Annotated in this window: 25 protein-coding genes; 18 read left to right on the top strand and 7 right to left on the bottom strand. The window is 42.2% G+C overall.

Going from position 1 to position 21,724, the window contains the following annotated elements:
* Both SMUL_RS15545 and SMUL_RS15540 read right to left on the bottom strand, forming a co-directional pair.
* Positions 1–2,472 carry an arsenate reductase (azurin) large subunit gene (locus tag SMUL_RS15545; protein ID WP_025346171.1) on the bottom strand — a complete coding sequence of 824 codons (2,472 nt, stop codon included), beginning with the start codon at positions 2,470–2,472 and terminating at the stop codon, positions 1–3.
* 10 nt (positions 2,473–2,482) lie between these two features.
* On the bottom strand, positions 2,483–2,968 hold the full coding sequence (locus tag SMUL_RS15540) for an arsenate reductase (azurin) small subunit (protein WP_025346170.1): 486 nt from the start codon (positions 2,966–2,968) through the stop codon (positions 2,483–2,485).
* Between the two features lie 297 nt (positions 2,969–3,265).
* Between SMUL_RS15540 and SMUL_RS15535 the strand changes: the two genes are divergently transcribed.
* From SMUL_RS15535 to SMUL_RS15480, 13 genes are all read left to right on the top strand, one after another.
* Entirely contained in the window at positions 3,266–3,697 is a 432-nt protein-coding gene (locus SMUL_RS15535; protein ID WP_025346169.1) for an arsenate reductase ArsC, read from the top strand.
* A gap of 121 nt (positions 3,698–3,818) precedes the next feature.
* Entirely contained in the window at positions 3,819–5,069 is a 1,251-nt protein-coding gene (locus tag SMUL_RS15530; protein WP_025346168.1) for an arsenic transporter, read from the top strand.
* Between the two features lie 137 nt (positions 5,070–5,206).
* On the top strand, positions 5,207–5,605 hold the full coding sequence (locus SMUL_RS15525; protein ID WP_025346167.1) for an arsenate reductase ArsC: 399 nt from the start codon (positions 5,207–5,209) through the stop codon (positions 5,603–5,605).
* Between the two features lie 11 nt (positions 5,606–5,616).
* Complete coding sequence (locus SMUL_RS15520) at positions 5,617–6,309, top strand: cytochrome c biogenesis CcdA family protein (RefSeq protein WP_223809729.1); 693 nt, start codon at positions 5,617–5,619, stop codon at positions 6,307–6,309.
* Between the two features lie 8 nt (positions 6,310–6,317).
* Positions 6,318–6,761: a thioredoxin family protein gene (locus SMUL_RS16865; RefSeq protein WP_025346165.1), complete on the top strand. Its 444-nt coding sequence runs from the start codon at positions 6,318–6,320 to the stop codon at positions 6,759–6,761.
* Between the two features lie 9 nt (positions 6,762–6,770).
* Positions 6,771–7,139, top strand: coding sequence for a rhodanese-like domain-containing protein (locus SMUL_RS15510; protein ID WP_025346164.1), 369 nt, complete (start codon positions 6,771–6,773; stop codon positions 7,137–7,139).
* Positions 7,140–7,141: 2 nt separating this feature from the next.
* Positions 7,142–7,477 carry a sulfite exporter TauE/SafE family protein gene (locus SMUL_RS17740; RefSeq protein WP_051492714.1) on the top strand — a complete coding sequence of 112 codons (336 nt, stop codon included), beginning with the start codon at positions 7,142–7,144 and terminating at the stop codon, positions 7,475–7,477.
* A gap of 49 nt (positions 7,478–7,526) precedes the next feature.
* Positions 7,527–7,874, top strand: a complete 348-nt coding sequence (locus SMUL_RS17735) for a TSUP family transporter (protein ID WP_051492713.1) — start codon at positions 7,527–7,529, stop codon at positions 7,872–7,874.
* Entirely contained in the window at positions 7,871–8,842 is a 972-nt protein-coding gene (locus tag SMUL_RS15500) for a cation diffusion facilitator family transporter (RefSeq protein ID WP_025346163.1), read from the top strand. Before SMUL_RS17735 ends, SMUL_RS15500 begins: the two co-directional genes overlap by 4 nt.
* Positions 8,835–9,794, top strand: a complete 960-nt coding sequence (locus SMUL_RS15495; protein ID WP_025346162.1) for a permease — start codon at positions 8,835–8,837, stop codon at positions 9,792–9,794. Before SMUL_RS15500 ends, SMUL_RS15495 begins: the two co-directional genes overlap by 8 nt.
* A gap of 11 nt (positions 9,795–9,805) precedes the next feature.
* Positions 9,806–10,267, top strand: a complete 462-nt coding sequence (locus SMUL_RS15490; protein ID WP_025346161.1) for a rhodanese-like domain-containing protein — start codon at positions 9,806–9,808, stop codon at positions 10,265–10,267.
* Positions 10,264–10,494, top strand: a complete 231-nt coding sequence (locus SMUL_RS15485; protein ID WP_025346160.1) for a thioredoxin family protein — start codon at positions 10,264–10,266, stop codon at positions 10,492–10,494. Before SMUL_RS15490 ends, SMUL_RS15485 begins: the two co-directional genes overlap by 4 nt.
* Before the next feature lie 2 nt (positions 10,495–10,496).
* The gene (locus SMUL_RS15480) at positions 10,497–11,168 is read left to right on the top strand and encodes a response regulator transcription factor (RefSeq protein ID WP_025346159.1); all 672 of its coding nucleotides are present in this window, start codon (positions 10,497–10,499) and stop codon (positions 11,166–11,168) included.
* 37 nt (positions 11,169–11,205) lie between these two features.
* Here SMUL_RS15480 and SMUL_RS15475 read toward each other — a convergent pair whose 3' ends face one another.
* Positions 11,206–12,483, bottom strand: coding sequence for a rhodanese-like domain-containing protein (locus SMUL_RS15475; protein WP_025346158.1), 1,278 nt, complete (start codon positions 12,481–12,483; stop codon positions 11,206–11,208).
* A gap of 305 nt (positions 12,484–12,788) precedes the next feature.
* A complete protein-coding gene (locus tag SMUL_RS15470; protein ID WP_025346157.1) occupies positions 12,789–13,754 on the bottom strand; it encodes an OprD family outer membrane porin in 966 nt (321 codons plus the stop codon).
* Between the two features lie 210 nt (positions 13,755–13,964).
* Here SMUL_RS15470 and SMUL_RS15465 point away from each other — a divergent pair, with 210 nt between their 5' ends.
* Both SMUL_RS15465 and SMUL_RS15460 read left to right on the top strand, forming a co-directional pair.
* Positions 13,965–15,398: a sensor domain-containing diguanylate cyclase gene (locus SMUL_RS15465; protein ID WP_025346156.1), complete on the top strand. Its 1,434-nt coding sequence runs from the start codon at positions 13,965–13,967 to the stop codon at positions 15,396–15,398.
* A 9-nt stretch (positions 15,399–15,407) separates the two neighbouring features.
* Entirely contained in the window at positions 15,408–15,851 is a 444-nt protein-coding gene (locus SMUL_RS15460; RefSeq protein ID WP_025346155.1) for a C-GCAxxG-C-C family protein, read from the top strand.
* Here the strand turns inward: SMUL_RS15460 and SMUL_RS15455 are convergent.
* Together SMUL_RS15455 and SMUL_RS15450 are read right to left on the bottom strand one after the other, a co-directional pair.
* The gene (locus SMUL_RS15455; RefSeq protein ID WP_025346154.1) at positions 15,840–17,261 is read right to left on the bottom strand and encodes a sensor histidine kinase; all 1,422 of its coding nucleotides are present in this window, start codon (positions 17,259–17,261) and stop codon (positions 15,840–15,842) included. The two genes, SMUL_RS15460 and SMUL_RS15455, sit on opposite strands and share 12 nt — an antisense overlap.
* Before the next feature lies 1 nt (position 17,262).
* The gene (locus SMUL_RS15450) at positions 17,263–17,934 is read right to left on the bottom strand and encodes a response regulator transcription factor (protein ID WP_025346153.1); all 672 of its coding nucleotides are present in this window, start codon (positions 17,932–17,934) and stop codon (positions 17,263–17,265) included.
* Positions 17,935–18,041: 107 nt separating this feature from the next.
* On the opposite strand from SMUL_RS15450, the gene SMUL_RS15445 reads away from it, so the two are divergent.
* The 3 genes from SMUL_RS15445 to SMUL_RS15435 are packed head-to-tail and all read left to right on the top strand — an operon-like array spanning position 18,042 to position 20,617.
* A complete protein-coding gene (locus SMUL_RS15445; protein ID WP_025346152.1) occupies positions 18,042–19,106 on the top strand; it encodes an ethylbenzene dehydrogenase-related protein in 1,065 nt (354 codons plus the stop codon).
* Positions 19,107–19,117: 11 nt separating this feature from the next.
* Positions 19,118–19,825, top strand: coding sequence for a hypothetical protein (locus tag SMUL_RS15440; protein WP_025346151.1), 708 nt, complete (start codon positions 19,118–19,120; stop codon positions 19,823–19,825).
* Positions 19,826–19,852: 27 nt separating this feature from the next.
* Complete coding sequence (locus SMUL_RS15435) at positions 19,853–20,617, top strand: sulfite exporter TauE/SafE family protein (RefSeq protein WP_025346150.1); 765 nt, start codon at positions 19,853–19,855, stop codon at positions 20,615–20,617.
* Between the two features lie 47 nt (positions 20,618–20,664).
* On the opposite strand, the gene mnmA is transcribed toward SMUL_RS15435, so the two are convergent.
* Positions 20,665–21,684 (bottom strand): tRNA 2-thiouridine(34) synthase MnmA, encoded by a 1,020-nt coding sequence (gene mnmA, locus SMUL_RS15430; protein ID WP_025346149.1) that lies wholly within the window; start codon positions 21,682–21,684, stop codon positions 20,665–20,667.
* Positions 21,685–21,724 lie beyond the last annotated feature (40 nt).

Here is a 21,724-nt window from a genome sequence, read left to right as displayed (position 1 = left end):
TTACGCACGTTCCAAGAAGGTCATATCTTTGATAAGCCCTTCGCTTCGGCCAACTTTAACGATGTTTGCCGCCGTTCCTTTGTAGAAAGGAATTTTGGTATCTGGATCGACATAATCGGTGCAGAGGTCGTTGATGATGGAATTTTGGAAACCAAAAGCACCAAAAACTTCGCCTTTGCGCACCGCATCCGTCACAATCGCAATCGCTCGTGTGGAGCCATAATCGTTACTGAGCTGAACAATATCGCCACTCGTAACGCCAAGCTCTTTAGCATCATTGGGATGAATTTCAAGTGGAGCCATCGGCCATCGTTTTGCGGTAAATTCAAGGCGACCTGTGTGGTAGTTTGACTGCCATACTTCATTGATACGTCCTGAATTGACCCAGTATTTGTAGCGTTTGACCTGTTTTGCGACCTGTTTTGGCATGGCGGGTTGTGGTGTTGGTAAGAACGTCGCACGACCCGATTTCGTACCAAACTTACCATCAGCGTAATTGAGACGCGTGCCAATAAGCTTGCCATTTTCGACTTTAACGATAGGAAGTTGAACGCCGTTATTGCCCGCATCACGTAAGAGTTTATAGGTAGCAAGCGTTCCTGTTGGTCCGCCTTGACTTGCCATTTTAGAGCCTTGACCTGCGAAACCATCTTTAAATGAATCTTCTTCATTTTTCCACTCAAAGCCTTCAAAGCGTTTTGCCATGGTTTTATTGCCAGCTTTAAGATACTCAGCTTTAAGCGCATTGGCGATGTCCGCAGCAATTAAACAATCTGGCTTGGCACTTCCTGGGGCATCCATGATTTTTTCAGACAGACGCAGTCTTCGCTCTCCGCTCATGGATGTGAGGTTCATCTCCATCGTTGTTGCCGCTGGTAATACAATGTGCGCTCGCTCGCTGGATTGCGTTGGGTAGATGTCTATATCGACGACAAAAAGACCGCCTGATTTGCACGCGTTGTAGATAATATCGCAGAGTTCATCAAGGTTGTTTCCATGATACCCGTTGATCGCATCTTTAACGATTTGACTGCGCTTATTGACCGCATTTCGGAGGCGTTGTGTCGCGATGGACTGACCAAAAGGGTTGGTTCCCCAGATCGAATAGACAAGGTATTTACCTTGGATAATGTCGGTGTCGATGACCGCCAAATTTTGACGGCTTGGGCCATGGTACTCAGGTCTTGTGTAACCCTCTTGGTGACCGCCTGCGCGACATATGCCTGTTCCCACACGACCCACGCTGTGCGTTACCAGTCCAAGATTGACGATGGAAGCGACATTTTCATAGTTTTTAATGCCCCAGATGATGCCTTTTTCATAGTAAATCGCATTGCGAGGACGGTGACCGCTTGGTTTGGGTTTGGCGATCCATTCTGCCGCTTTTTTGATGTCAGCGACGCTGATATTTGTGATAGAAGAGGCATACTCTAGGGAGACTTTATTGACCTTGACCATCGCATCAAAGTTCTCCGTATGGTTTTTGATAAACTCTTTAGCTTCCCAACCTTGCTCAATGATGTAGCTCACCAGTGCGTTCATAAGGGTAATGTCTTGAGCGGGTTTGATCTGAAGATGAAGAACATTCTCTTTGCCTGCAATCGCAATGGAGTTGGTAATGGATGCCGTGCGTCTAGGGTCAATAAAAATAATCTTACCCTTGCTCAGACTCTCCCCTTTGTCATACTCTCTCTTTTTATCCTCAAGCGTACTGCCATCAAGATTGGCTTGCATGTGAATGTTGAAAAGGTTCGTTTGACACTCGTAAGGATTACACCCAATGACAAGCATCGTATCGGAGATACTCGTATCATAATAACTGCTGTTAAGCTCACCCACGCCCATTTCACGGCTTGAATGCACTTCAGAGTTGTACGCAGGACGGTTGTGAATCGAAGCCGATGTGGTGCCAATGGCGGAGTGAAAGAGCTTGCCAGTACCCCATGTGTTTTCAAAGCCACCGCCACCGCCACCGTGGTCAAAGGTTTTATGCGAGATTTCATCCGCGCCATCGTTATCGATGATTTTTTTATACACTTTTGCGATGATGGTTGTTGCTTCTTCCCACGAGCTTTCCATCAGCATACCACCTCGAAAAACTTGAGGCTCTTTGAGTCTGTCTCTGGTTGCGCTGGCTACATTGAAGGTTGAAACCCCCATCATACCGCCACGCACAGAGTTTTGACCGACGTTGACGACGCACGTTTTATCGGGGATGACCATCAGGTTGTATTTTTTACCATCACGATCTGTAATCGTATTGAACATTCGTTCACTGCACCAGTCACCATAGGTGGGTTGCTGTTGTGAAAGATCGATGCCAAGGGCATTGTCTTTGTATGTTCCTTCGGTTCCAAGAGGCCATTTATAAGATTTGTAGCCACATCCTACGATGCAAAATTCACAGGTAACATTTTTGACTTCCGCATTTTTATGAGGAATAGGTAATCTATCGTTTAACGTAAGTGCCATGGTGTTCTCCTTAACCTACAGTGTTGTTAATACGGCCAAAAATAAGGCCATCGACGCCAATAGCAAAGATGTCATCGCCACTGATCTCTAAAAGGACACGCGGAAGGGCTCCTGTTGCCTGACCAATAACCATTTGTCCGTTATTTTTTGCGTCATATTTGGTGAAATGACAGGGGCACTCAAACATCGCTTTTTGTTTGTTGTAGATCGTTGGACAGCCTTTATGGGTGCAGATAATGCTGTAGGCTTTGACCTCATTATTGACATACACAGCTTTACACAATGCACTCTCATCAGGGTAGGAAAAATCAAGTTCTCCCGCTTTTTTGAGTTGCGCTAAGGAGCCAACTCTATTTTTTGTGTAACCACCATACACAGACATTGAAGGGTGTGCATCACCTGCAATGAGTGCTGGGGTAGCCACAACTGCGCCAAGTCCCAAAGCTGAGAATTTAAAAAATTCTCGTCTCGTTTGTTGTACTTCTACGATCTCCATATGTTTCTCCTTACGGGATGTTGTCCTTCTTAGATTAGAGCGTTTTAGATAAATAAAATCTAAAAATCAAAAGTTAAACTATAAATATTTGTTATGTTAAAACGCTTTTTATGTTTACATGTAAGCAAAGAGTGCGTAATTATGTGTAGGCTGTATTACTTTTGTTTACATGTAAAATGAGTTTTAACTTTTTTTCGTCATTTTTAGGTCACATTTTTACACAGGCAAAGCGTTGTAACCATTTTGTATATTTTCTTATGTAAGCTTTGCGCACTTGCAAAAGGAAAAGGAGAGATGATGATCAAGGTTTTATTTGTATGTATTCACAACAGTGCGCGCAGTCAAATGGCGGAGGAGCTTCTTAGAAAATACGGCGGAGAGAAATTTAACGCTCAAAGTGCAGGGTTGGAGCCTGGCATTGTAAACCCTCTCGCGGTTGAAATACTTAAAGAAGAGGGGATTGATATCGCAAACAAGCAAACGCAATCGGTGTTTGATTTGTTTAAAAATGGAAAATTATTTCATTATGTCGTCACCGTGTGCGATGAGGGCAATAGCGAACGATGTCCTATTTTCCCAGGTCAAACAAGTCGTATTCATTGGAGTTTTAAAGACCCTAGTCAGTTTATGGGAACGTATGAAGAGAATTTAGCGCAAACCAGAGTGGTCAAAGAAGAGATTAAAGCAGCGGTTTTAGCGTTTATTGAGATGGCTGAAACGCACTACTAAACGCATCATTTAAAATGCGTTTTTGCTCTGGAATGATTCATCTCTTTAACATCAATATATCTTGATATTAAAGAGACATTGTGTTACACTCGTCGCAATGATTTAATGACGAAGGTATTTCATGATTTTAGCCTCGCTTTTATTTTTAACGACCTTGGTGTTTGTCATCTGGCAACCCAAAGGTTTGCAAATCGGCACGACCGCTGTTTTAGGCGCTGTGATTGCCTTGGTGGTGGGTGTTGTGAGTTTTGCGGATGTGCTTGTGGTCACCAGCATCGTTTGGGATGCTACTTTGGCGTTTATTGGGATTATTATCCTCTCCATGGTACTTGATGAGATCGGCTTTTTTGAGTGGTGTGCGATACAGATGGCAAAACTCTCGGGTGGCAATGGTCATCTGATGTTTGTCTATTCTATTCTCTTAGGCTCGTTTATCTCAGCACTCTTCGCAAATGACGGCGCCGCGCTGATCTTAACACCTATTTTGCTCGCACAGATGCGCATTTTAAAGCTGGGAGCGAAAGCGATTATCGCCTTTTTGCTCGCGGGTGGGTTTATCAGCGATTCGGCTTCACTTCCGTTTGTCTTTTCAAACCTCACGAACATCGTCACCGCCAACTACTTTCACATCGGTTTTGCAGAGTATTTAAGCGTGATGTTTGTGCCTTATGTGGCGAGCACGCTCATCTCTATCGTGTTTTTATGGCTCTTTTTGCGCAAAGATATTGTCGCACGTGTGGATCTCTCCTTGCTGAAACATCCCGATGAGGTTCTTAAAAGCAAACCACTGTTTTATCTCTCATGGCTCTTTTTAGCACTGCTTTTGGGAAGCTATTTTGTGGGCGATGCGTACCATCTGCCTATTTCGGTCTTTGCTTTGGGTGGAGCACTGCTCTTTTTACTCATTGCCAATGCGTTTAAAGTGGTGCATCCTAGGCGTATCATCACCTCGGCGCCGTGGCAAGTGGTCTGGTTTAGCATCGGGCTTTACATCGTGGTGTACGGGCTTAAAAATGCAGGATTGACCGAGCATTTGACCATCATCCTCAAAGATTTAAATACCAGAGGCGACACGATCGCCATTATCGGAACAGGGTTTATTTCAGCTTTCTTAAGTGCTGTGATGAACAATATGCCCACTGTCATGATCATGGACATCGCCTTACACGACATCCCCAATACCGCGTTAGCCTACGCTAACATCATCGGATGTAACTTAGGCCCTAAAATGACGCCGTTTGGCTCTTTGGCGACGCTTTTATGGTTGCATGTTTTGGCTCAAAAAGGGGTGAAAATAAGCTTTTGGCAGTACTCAAAGTTCGGTCTTATCATCACGCCACCGGTGCTGTTATTGGTTTTATTAACGCTTTAAAACAAGGTTAGCGCACTTCTTGGATATACGACTCAAGAAGTGCCAAAGAGTAAGAAATTATCTTTATATCAATATATCTTGATATAAAGATAATTTATGCTACTATACTTTCAATGGGTTACATGTAAAGGTGAAAAATGAAAAAAGTTCTGATTTTATGTACGGGAAACAGTTGTCGAAGCATCATCGCTGAAGCACTTGTGAATGCCAAATTAGAAGGCATTGAAGCTTACAGTGCGGGGGTGCGTGCAAGTGGTAAAGTGAACGCCTATGCGAAAAGAGTTTTAGAAGAAGAGGGCATTTGGAACGATTCGTATCACTCTAAAACGCTGGATGAGGTTTTACATGTAAACTTCGATTTGGTCGTCACGGTGTGCGATCATGCCAATGAAACCTGCCCGATGTTTCCTCGTCCCATCCCTAAAATCCACGTAGGATTTTCCGATCCTGATGGCAAAGATTACGGTGCGTTTATTCTTACATGTAAAGCGATTGAAGCCGAACTCTTGCCGATTATCAAAGCCGAACTCTTATGACTTGGGAGCAGATGCTCATTGAAATGACCTCACAGTTTGGAATATGGGCTATTGTTGCTTCGTTTGGCATTGGTCTTTTAACCTCTTTGGCTCCGTGTTCCATCATCACCTTGCCACTGCTTGCAGGTAGCGCTTTGGGGCTTTCAAAAGATCTAAACGCCAAGCAGAAAAAAGTCTTTATTTACCAATATTCCCTGCTTTTTGTGTTAGGTTTGGTCATCAGTTTTTCACTGTTGATGCTTTTGGTTTCCAAGATGGGCATGATGCTCTCCCTTGCTCCCTTTTGGGCGTATCTTCTTGCAGCTCTTGCGACATTTAGTGTCGTTGCCTACGCCCTTGGATGGATTCAAGGGTTCGATAAAGACAAAGTGGCACGAAAATTTTTGAGATTTAAACTTTTGGGTGCGGTGATCATCGGGCTTATTTTTGGACTGGTGAGCACGCCGTGTGCGTCGGCGCCGTTGGTTGCTATCATCACCATCGCAAGTCAAAGCGGTTGGGTTTATTCGTACGCGCTTGTGTTGGCATTTGCGCTAGGACATGGCATGTTGCTTTTGGTGGCAGGAACTTCGCTTGGATTTACGCAAAGCGTGGTTTCGAGTCAAAAAATAGGCAGGGTGAGTCGCTTTATCAATGGCTTTTTTATCGTGGTTTTGGTGGGAATTGGTTGTTATTTTCTCTACCAAACGTATCTTGTATTTTAGGAAAAAAGATGAAAAAAAAGATTATTTTAGTGGTGTTAACGTTTCTTTTAGTCGGGTGTGGTGAGGCAAAAGTAGAAGATAAAAAGCCTATCGCGTCGCCTTTGAAAAAGACGCAAGAGGCTTCAACAGCGATGTTAGAAGCAACGCCGTACGCGCAGATAGCTTCCCAGATAGGTAAAACACCAATGCTTGTTGAGTTTGGCTCGACCAGTTGTGCTTCGTGTGTGGAGATGGGAAAATTGCTGTACCGCGCGAAACAAGAGTATCCTCAAAGTGCGATCTATTTTGTAGAGGTTTACAATGACCAACTAGCGACGCGTGATTATAGAATACAGATGATTCCGACACAAATTTATCTCGATGCTAAGGGCGCTGAGTCTGATCGACATATCGGTGCCGTGAATTATGAACAACTGATCGCAAAGCTTAAAGAGCAAAACGTTATTTTCTAAGGAGAAAAGATGGACAGTTATATTCGTAGCCTCGATATGAAGGCTATTGTGAGTGCAAAAGTGGAAGCAGATGATTTTATAACGATGTACAACAAAGGTGAGGCAATCTTGTTGGATGTGCGTTATGGTTTTGAGCATAAAGTGTGGGGACTTCCTTTTACATGTAACATTCCTCTCAATGAACTTCCTGATCGTTTAAGCGAACTACCAAACGATAAAATCATTGTGTGTGCATGTCCTGAATCGTGTCGTTCGAATATCGCCAAACAGTATCTCTCCCTCAAAGGTTTCAACGCGAAAATCCTTACCTGCGGAATGATAAAGTTAATGGAGCGTCTTAAAGGTGGCAAAGCCAAAGACCTTCATTTGGAAGCATAATCGTGGAATATCTAATTTATTTTGGGATCACATTGGTGATCTCAACCCTTTTTTCCATCGGAGGAACAGGCTCTTCAGTGGCACTTATTCCTATCCTTAGTTTTCTAGGTGTGGGATTTGATTTAGCTAAAGCGGTCGGTCTGTTTGCCAACACTGCTTCAACGCTGGGTGCATCAATTATGAATGTACTGCGTAAAAGCATTGATGTCAAGCAGGTCTTACCGTTTGTCTTTATGTCCGTTGCCTGTGCGCCTTTGGGTGCTTATAGCGCAACACAGATGGATACCTATTATGTCAAATGTGCTTTTGCACTTTTTTTATTTTTAGTGCTACGATGATGCTAAGGCAAAAGAAAAAGGCGCTGTTACGTATACGAAAGCATGGGTGATGCTAGTCATGGGTGCTATTGTTGGATTTTTAGCGGGGCTTTTAGGCATTGGCGGAGGAGCGATTATTATCCCTTTGCTTATTTATTTGGGATACGATGCGAAACAGACGGCGATAACGGTTAGTTTTATGATCCCTTTTTCAACCCTTTCCGCTTTTTTGACCTACGTTTATCTTATCGAAATTGATTGGATTCTTTTAGGAGTTGTAGCAGTTGCGGCAGCCCTTGGTGGTGTGATTGGCAATCACATTATGATTTTTAAACTCAGTGTGGAACAGACACGAAAGTTTATTGCTCTATCGTTGTATGCGATTGGCATTAAAATGATTTGGAGTCTTATCTCATGAAACACGAACACGCTAATCACAACCATGACCAAGGTCATGAACACAAAGAAGAAGACCATAGTGGTCACCATCATCACACTGTCACAGGGAAAAATCTTTTCATAACGATTGTCCTCAATGTCTTTATCACGACGGCTCAGGTTATTGGAGGCGTTGTATCGGGTTCTTTGGCACTTTTAAGTGACGCACTTCATAACTTTTCAGATGTTATGGCACTGTTTATCGCGTGGTGGGCCAATAAAGTCTCTGCCAAAGAGAGCAGTGAAGAGAAGACATTTGGGTATAAACGAGTGGAGATTGTCGCGGCATTGTTTAATGCTGCAGTGTTGGCGGGCATTGGTGTTTATTTAATCGTTGAGGGTGTGGCAAAGTTGATGCATCCTCATGTGATTGATTCAGATATTGTGATTTATTTAGCGCTTTTGGGGATTGTCTTTAACTTTGTTAGTGTGCTTCTTATCCAAAAAGATGCCAAAGAGAATCTTAATATGAAAGCCGCTTACTTGCATCTTTTAAGTGATACGATGACCTCAGTCGCTGTCCTTATTGGCGGTTTGGGTATGAAATATTTTGGGGCGTATTGGATAGATCCGCTTATTACCATTGCGATTGCGCTTTATCTTATTTTTACCTCGTTTTCACTGATTAAAGAGACGACGGCGATTTTGATGCAATTTAGTCCAAAAGGTTTACATGTAAAGGATATTGAGAAGTCTGTTTTAGCGTTCGAGGAGGTTGAAAATCTCCACCATGTTCATCTTTGGCAACTCAACGACAAAGAAGTTCATCTTGAAGCCCATGTGGATTTTAAAGAGAATTTGCCTTTGTCAGAGGTGACAGCTGTTATTGCTCGTATCGAAGAGGAATTAGAAGAGCATTTTGGGATTTCGCATGTTACGTTGCAAGCGGAATTTGAGAGTGCCGATCATAAAGAATTAATTTACACTAAAGGATGCTCACATGTTTGATTGGTGGGAAAGAATCGTTGATATTTTGGTAGCGGATGTTTTTGGAATGGATAAAGCCTCTCAAGCAGGAGGTGCTATTCATTTCTTTATCTATGATACCCTTAAAATTTATATGTTGTTGGTACTGATCATTTTTGCGGTAAGTTTTTTACGAACGTATTTTAACACGGAGAAAGTTAGGGTTTATCTGCAAGGTAAAAGTGAATTTACAGGCAATATCTTGGCGGCTCTTTTTGGCGTTATCACGCCGTTTTGCAGCTGTTCTGCGATTCCTCTGTTTTTAGGGTTTATGCAAGCACGTATTCCTCTTGGCATTACCTTTAGTTTTTTGATCTCGAGTCCGATGAACAACGAGATTGCCATTGCGCTTTTGTTTGGGCTTTTTGGATGGAAAATCACCGCTCTTTACATCGGCTTTGGGCTTTTGGTCGCCATCATTGGCGGTTTTATCGTAGGTAAGCTTGGGATGGAAAAATACGTGCTGATTCCTGTTGTGCCGATGAGTGGCGATTTGGAAGATGTCGAGATTAAGATGACGATGCAAAAAAGGGTGAAAGAGTCATGGGCGTACACGATGGATATTTTGCAAAAAATCTATCTGTATGTGATGATTGGTGTGGGCATTGGAGCGTTTATTCACGGCTACATTCCCACAGAATTCATCGTGAAATACGCAGGAAGCGATGCGTGGTACAGCGTGCCTTTAGCCGTAATTTTGGGCGTTCCGATGTACTCTAATGCTGCGGGCGTCATGCCGCTGATTGAGGTTTTGACCTCTAAAGGCATGCTCCTTGGTACGGCGCTCAGCTTTATGATGGCGATCACGGCTTTGAGTTTACCTGAAGCGATGATCCTCAAACGCATTTTACATGTAAAGCTCATTGCGACCTTTTTTGGCATCGTCGCGGTGGGTATTATGGGAATTGGGTATCTGTTTAACGCAATTTTATAAAAGGAGAAAAAATGAAAAAAGTGATGTGTATACTGTTGGCACTTGTAGGACTCCTTCAAGCAGCAGAGCTGAAAAAAGTGAGTTTTGAGGAGTACCTTTCAAAATTTGATTATAAAGAACGCGAAACGATGAAGATCAAAACGCCCGATATGCTCGTGCTTGTTGAAGAGGGAAAAGCTATTTTAGTGGATATTCGTTTTCGTGAAGAGTTTGAGGTATGGCATATGAATTTTGCTATCAATATTCCGCTAAACGAATTGCCAAAACGCTTAGGAGAGCTTCCAAAAGATAAGCTCATCATCACAGCCTGCCCGCATAATGACAGGTCAAACATCGCGCGCCTCTTTTTGGTGCAAAACGGCTATAACGCAAAATACCTCAATGATGGGCTTTTGAAAACGGCAGATTTTTTACGCGGCGAGAATGCCAAAGAATTTTTAGACGAGTACAAAAAAATGAAGGAGAAAAAATGAAAATCGAAATTTTGGGAACAGGCTGTTCAAAATGCCAAGCGTTAACCTTACATGTAAAAGAAGCAGTGGCGAAAAAAGGAATTTTTGCGCAGGTTGAAAAAGTCGAAGACATTATGCAAATTATGAATTACGGTGTCACATCAACGCCTGCATTGGTGGTCGATGGCAAGGTGCTCAGCAGCGGGAAGCTTTTAAGTGTGGATGAAATCGTTACCCTTTTAGGATAAAAATGCGTATCTTGCTCCTGCTCAACGATACGGTTTTAACCTCAAAGATTTTGCATCATTTTAGCCCTTTTGCGTGTGTATTTGAGCTTTTTAAAGACGCATCGACGGTCTTTGATGCTATTTATAAAAAGAGCTATGATGTTGTCATTTTATCGATTGAAGCACCTGATTTTGAAGCATTGGAGCTCACCAAACAGATTCGAGAAAATAAGATTAGGGTGCCTATTATTTTGATTAGCAAATTTTTGGACTTTGAGTATCTCAAGGTTGGGTATGAATCTGGTTGTAGCGATTATCTCAAAGAACCTTTTGAGCTAGAAGAGCTTCGGTATCGTATTCTTCAATCGGCAAGACATTGTCATTTTGATACCGATGAAAACATTATTTATCTTAAAAATAAATTTGTGTATGATCTGAATAAATATCGGCTTTCAAAAAATAATTTGGTCATTTCGCTCACCTCAAAAGAGAATCAGATTATCCAATATCTTGTGAAAAATATTTGTCGATCCTGTGCCGTTGAAGAGATTGCTGAGATTCTCTCCGATGAAAAATTTGTGAATAGCACAACGGTGAGAATGCACATTAAACGTATTCGCGATAAGTGTGGGAGTAATCTCATTGAAAGTAAGAAAGGCTTAGGCTATCATATTTGTAGGGATAAGCCAGAATAAAAAGGGTAAGCCTCTTGAAAAGAGGCTTACGTATACGTTAACCTAATGGCTCATTCACTTTAATATCACATTTTCCATCGGCACTGCATTTGATATTTGCATCAAAAAACAGTGCTTTTCCCGCAAGTTTTGCTTTATTAAGTTTCATCCATGCTTCCATAGCACGACCTCCCGTTGCACAGCTAAATACGATGACTTTGCCCGCTGGAAGTTTTGCCAAGAATGCTTCAGCTTTTAAATCCCCTGCCTCTACATTAAGCGCGCCCGGAAGATGTCCACTTTTGTACTCAGAAGGTGTTCGTACATCAATGACTGCAATATTTGAAGCAAGTTTACCACTCAGAATGGCTGCTTTGTACCACTCTCCATCAACCGTTCCTTCATCTAAGCCCAGTTTAACACCATCTAAGAATTTATCAGCAACGGCAACTTTAGGCACTTCTACTTTAGCTCCACCGGTGGTTGGAAGTTTTAACTCTTTCCATGCAGGAAGTCCACCTGAAAAAGTGCTGACATTTTTGTAGCCCATTTTTTTGAGTTCTTTCGCAAGGTTGTGTGACTTTTCACATTCTAGTCCTGCACAAAACGTGACAATAGGTGTTTTAAGATCAGCGGGTAAACGACCTTTGAGCTTTTCAAATTCTGTATCATTCATATAATGAGCACCAACAATTGTCTCTTTTTGGAACATCGCAAGAGGTCTTGCATCAAGGAAAACGGCTTCATTTTTCGTAAACATGCCTTTAGCCATATAGACGGTAATATCTTTATAGCCATCAGGTTGTTGAATATACTCTGGCGTTGAGCCTAGATAGAGTTTAATATTTGTAAATCCTTTCGCTTGAAGAAAGGTGACCAAACGAGGTCCATAAAGACATTGGTAACCACCGCCATGAACTAATATAGGGTGATTTTTAGGAAGTTTTTCAATCTGAGGGTACGCTGAGTCAAATGCATCTTGCGCAGTTCCTGGAACATTGAGGCTTGCTGGGATTCCTGGCATAACAAGGTAGCTCTTCGTAGGACGTGCATCCAGTAAAAGAGCCTTGGCTCCTTTTTGAGTACCGTTTCCAATAGCATCTCTAACATACTTATAATCAACAAGCATACTAGAAGGAATACTCTTTTCTTCAAGATATTTAACGACACGAGGCAAAGGTTCTTTAAGACTTGCAATATCAACTTTGCTTGCATCATAAGGCATATCTTCCGCTTTGATGGAAGAATCAATTTTGGTTGATGTTTGTGTTGCAGTTGCGCAACCTGTCATCAAAAACGTTGCTGTAATAAGCGCTAAACTAATTTTTTTATACATGGTAGGTCCTTTCATTAAAAGTTATAATTAACGTTAAATCTAAATTCGCTGGTATCTGAATTTGCTTTACTAAAATCACCATCCTCATAGCCTACATCTATGGCAAGACCTTTGAGGGCACCTGCAAATTTGTAGTTGAGATAAAGAGTTGTGTAGTCTATTTCGTAAGCGGCAGTAGTGCCATTTCCTGTAGGAATATCAACATTAGAATAGCGGATACCTGCGAGAAGACCGAACTCTTTAAAATTATAGTTTGCATCGATAGCATAAGCTTTAGCCCCTGCATTAAAGGTACCTGGGGTATATCAGACTTGGCTTGTATAAATTGTTCCATAAGGTCCACCACCAACACCAGGGATCGCCGTAGTGTCTTCGTCAATTTCGGAGTAAGCAACATAGGTATTAAATGCACCAACGCCAAGATTCATTTTTAGACCGTAATAGCCTGAGTCGTTTGTATTCATCGTATTGTCAAAGTCCGTTACTTCGTATTGACCAGCAAGACCATACCTAAAGCTATCCGTTTTGCCACTAAACGCAATTTCACCGTAATAGATGTCTGCAAGATCGGTAATACCTACCCATTGACCTGTAAGTTTAAGATAAGGGATAGATTGGTTAACCGCCATTAAACTGTAAGCATCTCCATCAAGGGTATTCCACGCTTTTGTATTGCCAGCAACGGCGGATGTGGCGCCAGGAAGAGGCGAGGCGATCCAGAAGTTATTGGTAAAGTCTGCAACACTGCCTGCGGTATCTGTTCTATTTTGGTATTTATCGACGTAGGCTGCAAAGAGCATTGTTTGTGGAAGATCTTTATTAACAAGGGTTGCACCCTCAAAGGATTGTTTGATCATTCGTGATGGACTTGAAGCAATAAGAGGCGTTGCAATATATTGACGACCAATTTTTGCTGTTGTTTTCCCAGCGGTGTACGCTAAATATGCTTCAGATAAAACCTCACCAGGTCCGTATTGATCCCCTTTATAAGCGATCTTAGCCTCTTCAGATGCAAACGGAGAGTGCGAAGACTGGAATGTTGCTCCCAAAGAAAAACCATAGAGTGTATCCGTCTCATACGAAAGTTTGATACCGGTATTGAAGAGACCTTCACTTTTGTTACCAGCATATCCTCTATCCCAGTACCAAGCCTCAAGTGCTCCGCTGACTTTTCCATTTTTAAAAGCATCGGCAAGTGTATCTGCAGCATTAAGCGAAGTTAATGCACCAACTGTCATGATAACCGCCAAGCTACATTTAGCTAATTTCATTTTTTCTATCCTTGAATAAGATTTGAAAGACGGAGAATTCTAACAGTTGTATATAACTTATTTGTAACTTTTATTTTACTTTTAATTAATTTGTATAAATTTATTTAAATAAGTAAAAAATATTTTCACCTAAAATGGCGTTTATGGAGTGCTTCTTTTGACACAGCATTCGACTAGTTTGTGTTATAATCGCACATCTTAGGAGGCTACATGCGATTAAAAACCAAAGTTGTACTCATCATAGCAGGGTTGCTTTTAGGCGTCTCGATTACAGGCTCCATCATCAATTACCTGAAAAATGTGCGTGACACGCAAGCGCAGTTACAAAATACCTCGTTGCCACTTTCGGTGGACAATATCTACACCGAGATTCAGCAACGCATGATCGAGCCGCTTTTGGTTTCGTCGTTGATGTCGCATGACACCTTCTTGCGCGATTGGCTCATGGAGGGCGAAACCGATATGAACGGGATCGTGCGCTATCTCACTGAGATTCAGCAAAAATACGATATTTTTACCACTTTTTTGGTCTCAGATAAAACCAAAAACTACTACCACGCACGTGGTCTCATCGATGTGGTCAACAAAGAGAACAGTGCCGATGCGTGGTATTTTCGTTTTATGGCGCAGCCTGAGCCATACGAGATCAATCTAGACTACAATGCCAATCTCAGCGAATCTTTGATCATGTTTATCAACTATAAAGTGATGAATTATAAAAATGAGATAATCGGTGCGACAGGTGTGGGTGTGAAGATCATGAACATCGAAGCGATGCTCAACTCTTTTAAAACCAAGTACAAATACGATGTCTATTTTGTCTCCGAAAGTGGTGAAATAACGCTTTTTGCTAAGGGGCTTAACAAACGAGGAAACATTAGCACTATTGAAGGGCTCAAAGAGATCAAAGAGAGCGTTTTTAAAGGTGAAAAGAGTCAATTCGAGTACAAAGGAAAAGAGGGCGAGTACCTGCTCAACACCAAATACATCGACAAACTCAAACTGCATCTCTTTGTTGAGATCAACAAAAAAGAGTACATTAATGAGATCAAAAAGACCTTTTACGTCAATCTTTCCATCTCGCTTTTGGTCACTCTTTTGGTTACGCTCATCATCATCTACACGATCAATATTTACCAAAATCAGCTGGTGCAACTCGCCAATGAGGATGCACTCACAGGGCTTGCCAATCGCAGAAAGTTTAACGAACAGTTTGAAAAACGCTACAAGCTTTACAAAAAAGGGGTCAATAGGCTCACCCTTTTACTCATTGATATTGATGATTTTAAAGAGGTCAATGACACGTTTGGACATCTTGTGGGCGATGATACTCTGATGCGAGTGGCTGAGATTTTACGCACGGAACTGAGAGTCTCAGATATCATCGCACGTTGGGGTGGCGAAGAGTTTGCTCTTTTACTGGTTGATGTTCTCCCTCAAAAAGCGATGGAGATCGCGCAAAAAATCTGTCATGCTATCAGGGAAGACGCACTGTTGCAAGATATGTTGCAACAAAAACTGACCGTCAGCATCGGGCTTGGTGAGCTCACCAGTTTGGAGAGCCAAGATGGGTTGGTGCATAAAGTCGATCTAGCACTGTACGAAGCCAAAAAAGCCGGCAAAGATCAAGTGATCGTTGCCTAAGGAGTTAAAATGAGTGAAACAGTTGAGCAAAAAGCATTGGAGTATTTTTCCAATGGGTATGTGTGCAGTGAAGCGGTTTTGAAGGCGGTTGCTGAAAAACATGGCATTGATTCGCCACTGATTCCCGCCATCGCCTCAGGATTTGGCAGTGGAATGGCGCGAAGTGAAGGAGGGCTGTGCGGTGCGTTTAGTGGCGGTGTTATGGCACTTTCACTCTTGCAAGGACGCACCACTGCAAGTGCTCCCAAAGATCCACTGTATCACAATGTGCAGTTATTTAAAACGCATTTTGAGAAAGCGTTTGGAAGCTGTGAATGCGCTTCGCTTTTGGGCTTTTCGCTCGGTTCTCCTGATGCGGGTGAGAAATTTCAAGAGGGAAATTGCAAAGCCTGTAAGTGCGATCTTTATGTGGTTTACGCGGTTAAAGAGGTTGAACTGCTTTTAGAAAGCTAACGGGAGCATTACGTTTATTTCAAGCCCTTGCGGGTGTCGGTTTTTGACCGTGATGGTGCCATCATGCACATCAACGATCTGCTGAACAATCGATAATCCCAGTCCAAACCCTTTGATCTGCTTGGAGCGCGAATCATCCGCACGGTAAAAGCGCTCAAAGATGAGGTGAAGCTTCTCTTCATCAATGCCATTGCCTTCATCTTCAATACAAAAATGCGCCATGTGATTTGCAGCTGTGAGTGAAATAAAGATCGTGGTATGGTACGGGCTGTACTTGATCGCATTTTCAATGAGGTTGGAAAAAACCGTTTTCAATAAAATTTCATCCCCAATGACGATGAGGTTCTCCAGTTCTCTTATCTCAAAGATGATATTTTTCTGAGATCCAATAACGATGAGATCTTCGATGGCTTTAAGAAGCACATCATCCAAATTTTGCTGTGTAAATTTGCTTTTAAGCGACTCTTTTTCAAGATAAGTGAGCATAAGAAGGTTTTTGACGATACTTTGCAAGGTATCGACCTCTTCCAGATTGGAGTACAAAACAGTTTGGTACTCCTCGTTTGTGCGAGGCTCTTTGAGGGCGACTTCGAGTTCTCCTTTCATCGCCGTTAAGGGTGTTTTGAGTTCATGGGAGACATCGGACGAGAAGCGTTTGATCTGCCGAAGCGATTGGAGCATTTTAAGATGCGTTTCATCGCTAAAAATTTGTAACGCCTTAATGGAGCAGATCGTAATGACCAAAGCACACAGGGCTCGAAAAAACTGCACAGGGACACCAAAAGTGTCTAAAAACCACACGGTGTTGATGATGTTCCCTGGGAAATAGTGGGTCGGCGAGACAGCAATTCCTGCTAAAAGCGCGTAGCAGATAAACGCAACACCTGGGATTTTAAAGTAAATTTTGAGGCGCTCGACGTATTCACTTTTCTTCAGGGATTCCCCATAATAATAAAGCCCAACTCCCAAAAACAAAGATCCAAAAAAACCGTAGGTGTACCGAATAGCGGCAATGGCATCCTCCAAGGAGGGGTGAATCAAAATCAGGGTCAAAAGGCTTGAGAGACTGATGATGTAAATAACCGGCGCGGCATAAAGTGTGTGTAAAAAATGAAGTTTGGAGCTCTGTTTTTGAAAGCTTTCACGTACGATAAAACGCGAAAATTCAAATAAAAAGAGATACGAGAAGAGCAGAAGAACAAACTTTAGTGGGCTTAAAAGAGGTTCATACTCGGGATAAAGGTACATGTAAAGAAAAATCCACTCAACAAAAGCATGCAAAATGGCAAAGATGCCTAAAAGCCAGATCTTTCGTGCAAAAAAGATTGCGCTATCGGTTGTTCTGACAAATAAAACCAAAACGCCTAAGATAAAAAAAGAGAGACCATACACAAAGAGGATAATCTCCATGCTAGCACGACTCTATTTTATAGCCAGAACCACGAATGGTTTTTATAAGAGGCTTCTCGCCTTCGCTGTCTATTTTATGGCGCAGATGGTGAATAAAAACGTTAATAATATTGCTTGATGTTGCTTCATTGATGCCCCAAATTTTCTCTTGGAGTTGGGTGTGGGTGATGATATTGTTTTGATTGAGCAGCAGGTACACCAAAATATCAAACTCTTTAGACGTCAGCGAAATCGGCTTTTGCGAACGGGTGACGACTCTTTTTAAGACATTGACTTCAAGGGTATCAAGGCTCAAGCATTCGTTGAAATTATAGGATGAGCGACGAAGTAAGGAGCGTATGCGTGCCACTAACTCGGCAAAGACAAAAGGTTTTATCAAGTAGTCATCGGCTCCACAACCAAGCCCTGTGATGCGCTCTTCCACACTGGTTTTAGCGGTGAGCATCAAAATGGGAGTATGGTTTTTTTTCTCACGAAGCTTTTCACACATCTTTAAACCATCCAGTTTGGGCAACATCCAATCAATAATGAGAAGGTCATACGCATGCTGTTCTGCAAGGTAAAGCCCTTCTTCACCGTCACTGGCCGTATCGACGATAAAGCCCTCTTCTTGGAGCCCTTTTTGAACAAAAGCAATAATTTTTGGGTCATCTTCAATGATTAAGAGTTTCATCTTTTCATCGTAGCTAAAGAAATATTAAAAAAAATTAATAAAGCGTTAATGTTGACGAAATAAAACAATGTGATACTTCAGTTCACATTTATCAAAAAGGAGTTTTTATGAAGGGATTTTTACACAAAATTTCAACTGCGGGGCTATCGGTTGTTATGGCAAGTACGATGTTATTGGCATCGAGTATGTTTGCGGCGGAGTATACGTTAGAGAGTGCTAAAGGCTCACCTGCAACATTGGATGCTAATGATGCTATCTGGGCAAAAGCGAAAGAGGTAAGCGTTCCTCTAAGCGAAACACCTTATAAGCCAAATAACTACAAGGGCATCACCAAAACAACGGCTGTTTTAAAGTCGGTGCATGATGATAAAAATATCTATATCAAACTTCAATACGATGATCCAACGATGAGCACGAACCGTGAACCATGGATTAAACAAGCCGATGGTACGTGGAAAAAAATGAAAGATGTTGATGAAACAAAGCATGAAAATACCTATTATGAAGACAAAGCAGCATTTTTTTGGAACATTAACACCAAAGGTTTTGAGAAAAAAGGGTGTGCCATTGCCTGTCATATGGCAAAAGATGGTATGAACAATGGCATCAGCGATACCTCTCCTGGTCGAAAATACACCCGTGCGGCTGGTGAGACCATTGATATGTGGCATTGGAAAAGTGTTCGAACAGGACTCTCCACAGGGATGACCGATGATCAATACGTCAACAGCAATACCGATCCAAAAGTGAGCAAAGACTGGGGACGTTCTGGCGATGAAAAACTGGGTGGTGGCGATAAAGCAAACGTCAATGCAGACAAAACAGCGCCAGAATTTATGAGCAAAAATCCAGATAAAACCAAAACATGGATACTCGAAGAAGATAAAGTTCCTTTTGTCGATACCTTTAAAGCGGGTGATATGGTTCCCGGTATTGTGGTTGGTAAACTGAGTGGTTCTCGTGGTGACATCGAAACCAATGCGTCTTGGGCAAATGGTAAATGGACACTTGTGATGAAAAGAGCTTTAGTAACAACCCATCCAAAATCAGCAGAGCAAGATGTTCAATTTAGTGATTTGAAAAAACCATACTTCTTTGGCGTCTCTGTCTTTGATAATTCGGCGATTAACCATATGTATCATGACGGAAGCATTGAGCTTCTTTTTAAATAAAAGGTGGGACAGTGAGCATTCAACAGTTTAATTTCCAAGCAAAGGCAGCGGTATCGCTGTTTTTGCTCTTTGTTATAACGGCTACCATTTCATCGGTCATTTTACTAGGGCTTGAGCTTTCTGGGCAAAAAAAAGGGCTGAATATCCCGACGATTGCACAGATACAAAGCAAATACACGACACCAACCTTAGTCGCTGCAATGCGAGGCAGTATGTATGAGCATGTCACAGCGGATGAAGACATTGACACGGTGCATAACTGGATCAAAGAGGGTGCTAAAAAAGAGGGTAAACTCTATGAAGAAGCGGCACAAATTATCAAGCAAGATTGTGCGAACTGTCATAGTAAAACCTCTAAGATGAGTAAAGCCATTCCTTCGATGCCGTTTGATACCTATGAGCAAATCGTATCGCATACGGATGCTGGCTATTCATGGTCAAAGATGTCTAAGCAGGCGCATATTCATATGTTTGGGATTTCAACTTTCTTGGTGATTATCACTTTGCTTTTTGCCTATACGACCTACAAAGAGAGTGTCAAAAATGTTCTGATTATCGGCTCATTTGGTGCAGCCTTTTTAGATATTTTTTCATGGTGGTTTTCAAAATTTATCCCAGAACTTGTCTATCTCATCTTTGCGATGGGCGGGCTTATGGTTTCGTCTATTCTTTTGATGAGTGTACTGGTCTTAGCGAATATTTGGAAAAAAGAGGGGTAACTCCCTCTTACATGTAAAGGCCTTTTGATGGAGTTTGTTCTTGTCGCTGGCGTTGCTTTTAGCGCGTCACTTTTGACTTTTTTTTCAGGTTTTGGACTAAGCACGCTTTTGATGCCTATCATTGCGCTCTTTTTTCCGCTACCCATTGCAATCGCGATTACCGCGTTGGTGCATTTTTCCAATAACCTTCTTAAATTTTCCCTCCTTGCGCGTTACAGCAATTATGCTATTTTGGTACGTTTTGGTTTGCCTGCGGTTCTTTTTGCCCTTTTGGGTGCTTGGTGTTTGGAGGGTTTAAGCGAGTGGAAATGGGGTTTGACCTATACTTTTTTTGACTTCACGTTTACGATCACACCGCTTAAACTCATTATTGGTTTGGTGATAGCACTTTTTTTAGTCATTGAATCGAGCACAACCCTTCACGTTCCGAATGCCTTTAAAAAGCTTTGGCTCGGAGGCGCACTCAGTGGTTTTTTTGGAGGGCTTAGTGGTCATCAAGGGGCATTTAGAAGTCTCTTTTTAACGCAAAATGCGCTTTCAAAAGAGGTTTTCTTAGCCACAGGCGTGAGCATTGCCGTTATCGTTGATCTCTCGCGTTTAAGCCTTTATGCGAAGCATTGGGAAAGTGCACTGGCGCAATGGGAATTGATCGCTATCGCAACCCTTAGTGCATTTTTAGGAACGTTAATTGGGAAGTTTTTCTTGAAAAAAGTGAGTATTGAGTTTATTCGTTTCATCATAGCGTGGATGCTTGGCATCGTGGCTTTTTTATTGATTGTGGGGGTTTTGTAGCGTTACATGTAAAGATAGGGCAGCGTTCAAACTGCCCCTGAAAATTTTTACGCTTCGATCCAGCCGCCGCCGATGACAAGGTCATCTTGGTAAACAACCAGCGCTTGACCGCTTGCCAGTCCGTAAACGCCTTCGTGCAGTTCTGCAATGATCTTGCCATCCACAACGCTCACATGCGCTTTGGTTTTAGCACTTCTATAGCGTACTTTGACGCCATATTCGCCCTCTTGAAAATCTTCGCCTAGCGAGAAATTCTCGGCGATGACTTTGGTTTGAATCAGGTCTTCTTTGGTTCCTGCAATCACCGTATTGGTCTTCGCGTCGATGTTCACGACAAAGTGTGGGTCATGCGCTCCATTAATCGTTAAACCTTTTCGTTTACCAATCGTGTAGTGCATATAGCCTTTGTGCTCGCCTATCACGTTTCCCGCAACATCTTTGACAACGCCTTTTTGATCGACATCCAGATGTTTTTTAAGAATTTCAATGTAGGTATCGGTCACAAAGCAGATCTCTTGAGACTCTTTGTAGCTTTCAAGCGTACCCAACCACGGTAATTCTTTGAGTGCAATGGGTTTGATGTCATTTTTAAGCATGCCACCCAGTGGGAAAATAATCTTCTCGACCACCTCTTTTTTCAGTCCAAAAAGGAAATAACTTTGGTCTTTTGACATGTCAAACGCCTCTTGGATATGTCCGTTTTCAACGCGCGCATAATGCCCTGTGGCAATTCTTTCGCATCCCATCTCCATCGCTTTTTCAAAGGCAAACCCAAATTTCATTCGAGGGTTACAAAACGCACACGGATTGGGGGTGCGTCCTTGCTCGTAGGAGCGTACAAAATAGTCATAGACATGCTCTTTAAAGAGGGCTTTGGCATCTAAAATATGGGTTTCTATGCCCAAATGATGGCTGACTTTTTCAATGTTGGCGATGTTGATCGCATGTTTTTTCTCATCCTCATGGAGTTTGAGATAGATGCCAATGACCTCATGGCCTTGGTTTTTGAGCAAATAAGCGGAGTAACTAGAGTCAATGCCACCGCTCATTAATAGTGCAATTTTCATAGATGTGTTCTCTTTTATTCAGGATTCGACGTCTAAAGAG

It is taken from the genome of Sulfurospirillum multivorans DSM 12446 (assembly GCF_000568815.1).
GTDB classification, from domain to species: Bacteria; Campylobacterota; Campylobacteria; order Campylobacterales; family Sulfurospirillaceae; genus Sulfurospirillum; species Sulfurospirillum multivorans.
This window is presented reverse-complemented; position numbering and strand designations above follow the sequence as displayed.

Coding starts and splice junctions, on each gene's coding strand:
- SMUL_RS15545 (WP_025346171.1), bottom strand. CDS start 2,472: ATGGCACTTACGTTAAACGATAGATTACCTATTCCTCATAAAAATGCG.
- SMUL_RS15540 (WP_025346170.1), bottom strand. CDS start 2,968: ATGGAGATCGTAGAAGTACAACAAACGAGACGAGAATTTTTTAAATTC.
- SMUL_RS15535 (WP_025346169.1), top strand. CDS start 3,266: ATGATCAAGGTTTTATTTGTATGTATTCACAACAGTGCGCGCAGTCAA.
- SMUL_RS15530 (WP_025346168.1), top strand. CDS start 3,819: ATGATTTTAGCCTCGCTTTTATTTTTAACGACCTTGGTGTTTGTCATC.
- SMUL_RS15525 (WP_025346167.1), top strand. CDS start 5,207: ATGAAAAAAGTTCTGATTTTATGTACGGGAAACAGTTGTCGAAGCATC.
- SMUL_RS15520 (WP_223809729.1), top strand. CDS start 5,617: ATGCTCATTGAAATGACCTCACAGTTTGGAATATGGGCTATTGTTGCT.
- SMUL_RS16865 (WP_025346165.1), top strand. CDS start 6,318: ATGAAAAAAAAGATTATTTTAGTGGTGTTAACGTTTCTTTTAGTCGGG.
- SMUL_RS15510 (WP_025346164.1), top strand. CDS start 6,771: ATGGACAGTTATATTCGTAGCCTCGATATGAAGGCTATTGTGAGTGCA.
- SMUL_RS17735 (WP_051492713.1), top strand. CDS start 7,527: ATGCTAGTCATGGGTGCTATTGTTGGATTTTTAGCGGGGCTTTTAGGC.
- SMUL_RS15500 (WP_025346163.1), top strand. CDS start 7,871: ATGAAACACGAACACGCTAATCACAACCATGACCAAGGTCATGAACAC.
- SMUL_RS15495 (WP_025346162.1), top strand. CDS start 8,835: ATGTTTGATTGGTGGGAAAGAATCGTTGATATTTTGGTAGCGGATGTT.
- SMUL_RS15490 (WP_025346161.1), top strand. CDS start 9,806: ATGAAAAAAGTGATGTGTATACTGTTGGCACTTGTAGGACTCCTTCAA.
- SMUL_RS15485 (WP_025346160.1), top strand. CDS start 10,264: ATGAAAATCGAAATTTTGGGAACAGGCTGTTCAAAATGCCAAGCGTTA.
- SMUL_RS15480 (WP_025346159.1), top strand. CDS start 10,497: ATGCGTATCTTGCTCCTGCTCAACGATACGGTTTTAACCTCAAAGATT.
- SMUL_RS15475 (WP_025346158.1), bottom strand. CDS start 12,483: ATGTATAAAAAAATTAGTTTAGCGCTTATTACAGCAACGTTTTTGATG.
- SMUL_RS15470 (WP_025346157.1), bottom strand. CDS start 13,754: ATGAAATTAGCTAAATGTAGCTTGGCGGTTATCATGACAGTTGGTGCA.
- SMUL_RS15465 (WP_025346156.1), top strand. CDS start 13,965: ATGCGATTAAAAACCAAAGTTGTACTCATCATAGCAGGGTTGCTTTTA.
- SMUL_RS15460 (WP_025346155.1), top strand. CDS start 15,408: ATGAGTGAAACAGTTGAGCAAAAAGCATTGGAGTATTTTTCCAATGGG.
- SMUL_RS15455 (WP_025346154.1), bottom strand. CDS start 17,261: ATGGAGATTATCCTCTTTGTGTATGGTCTCTCTTTTTTTATCTTAGGC.
- SMUL_RS15450 (WP_025346153.1), bottom strand. CDS start 17,934: ATGAAACTCTTAATCATTGAAGATGACCCAAAAATTATTGCTTTTGTT.
- SMUL_RS15445 (WP_025346152.1), top strand. CDS start 18,042: ATGAAGGGATTTTTACACAAAATTTCAACTGCGGGGCTATCGGTTGTT.
- SMUL_RS15435 (WP_025346150.1), top strand. CDS start 19,853: ATGGAGTTTGTTCTTGTCGCTGGCGTTGCTTTTAGCGCGTCACTTTTG.
- mnmA (WP_025346149.1), bottom strand. CDS start 21,684: ATGAAAATTGCACTATTAATGAGCGGTGGCATTGACTCTAGTTACTCC.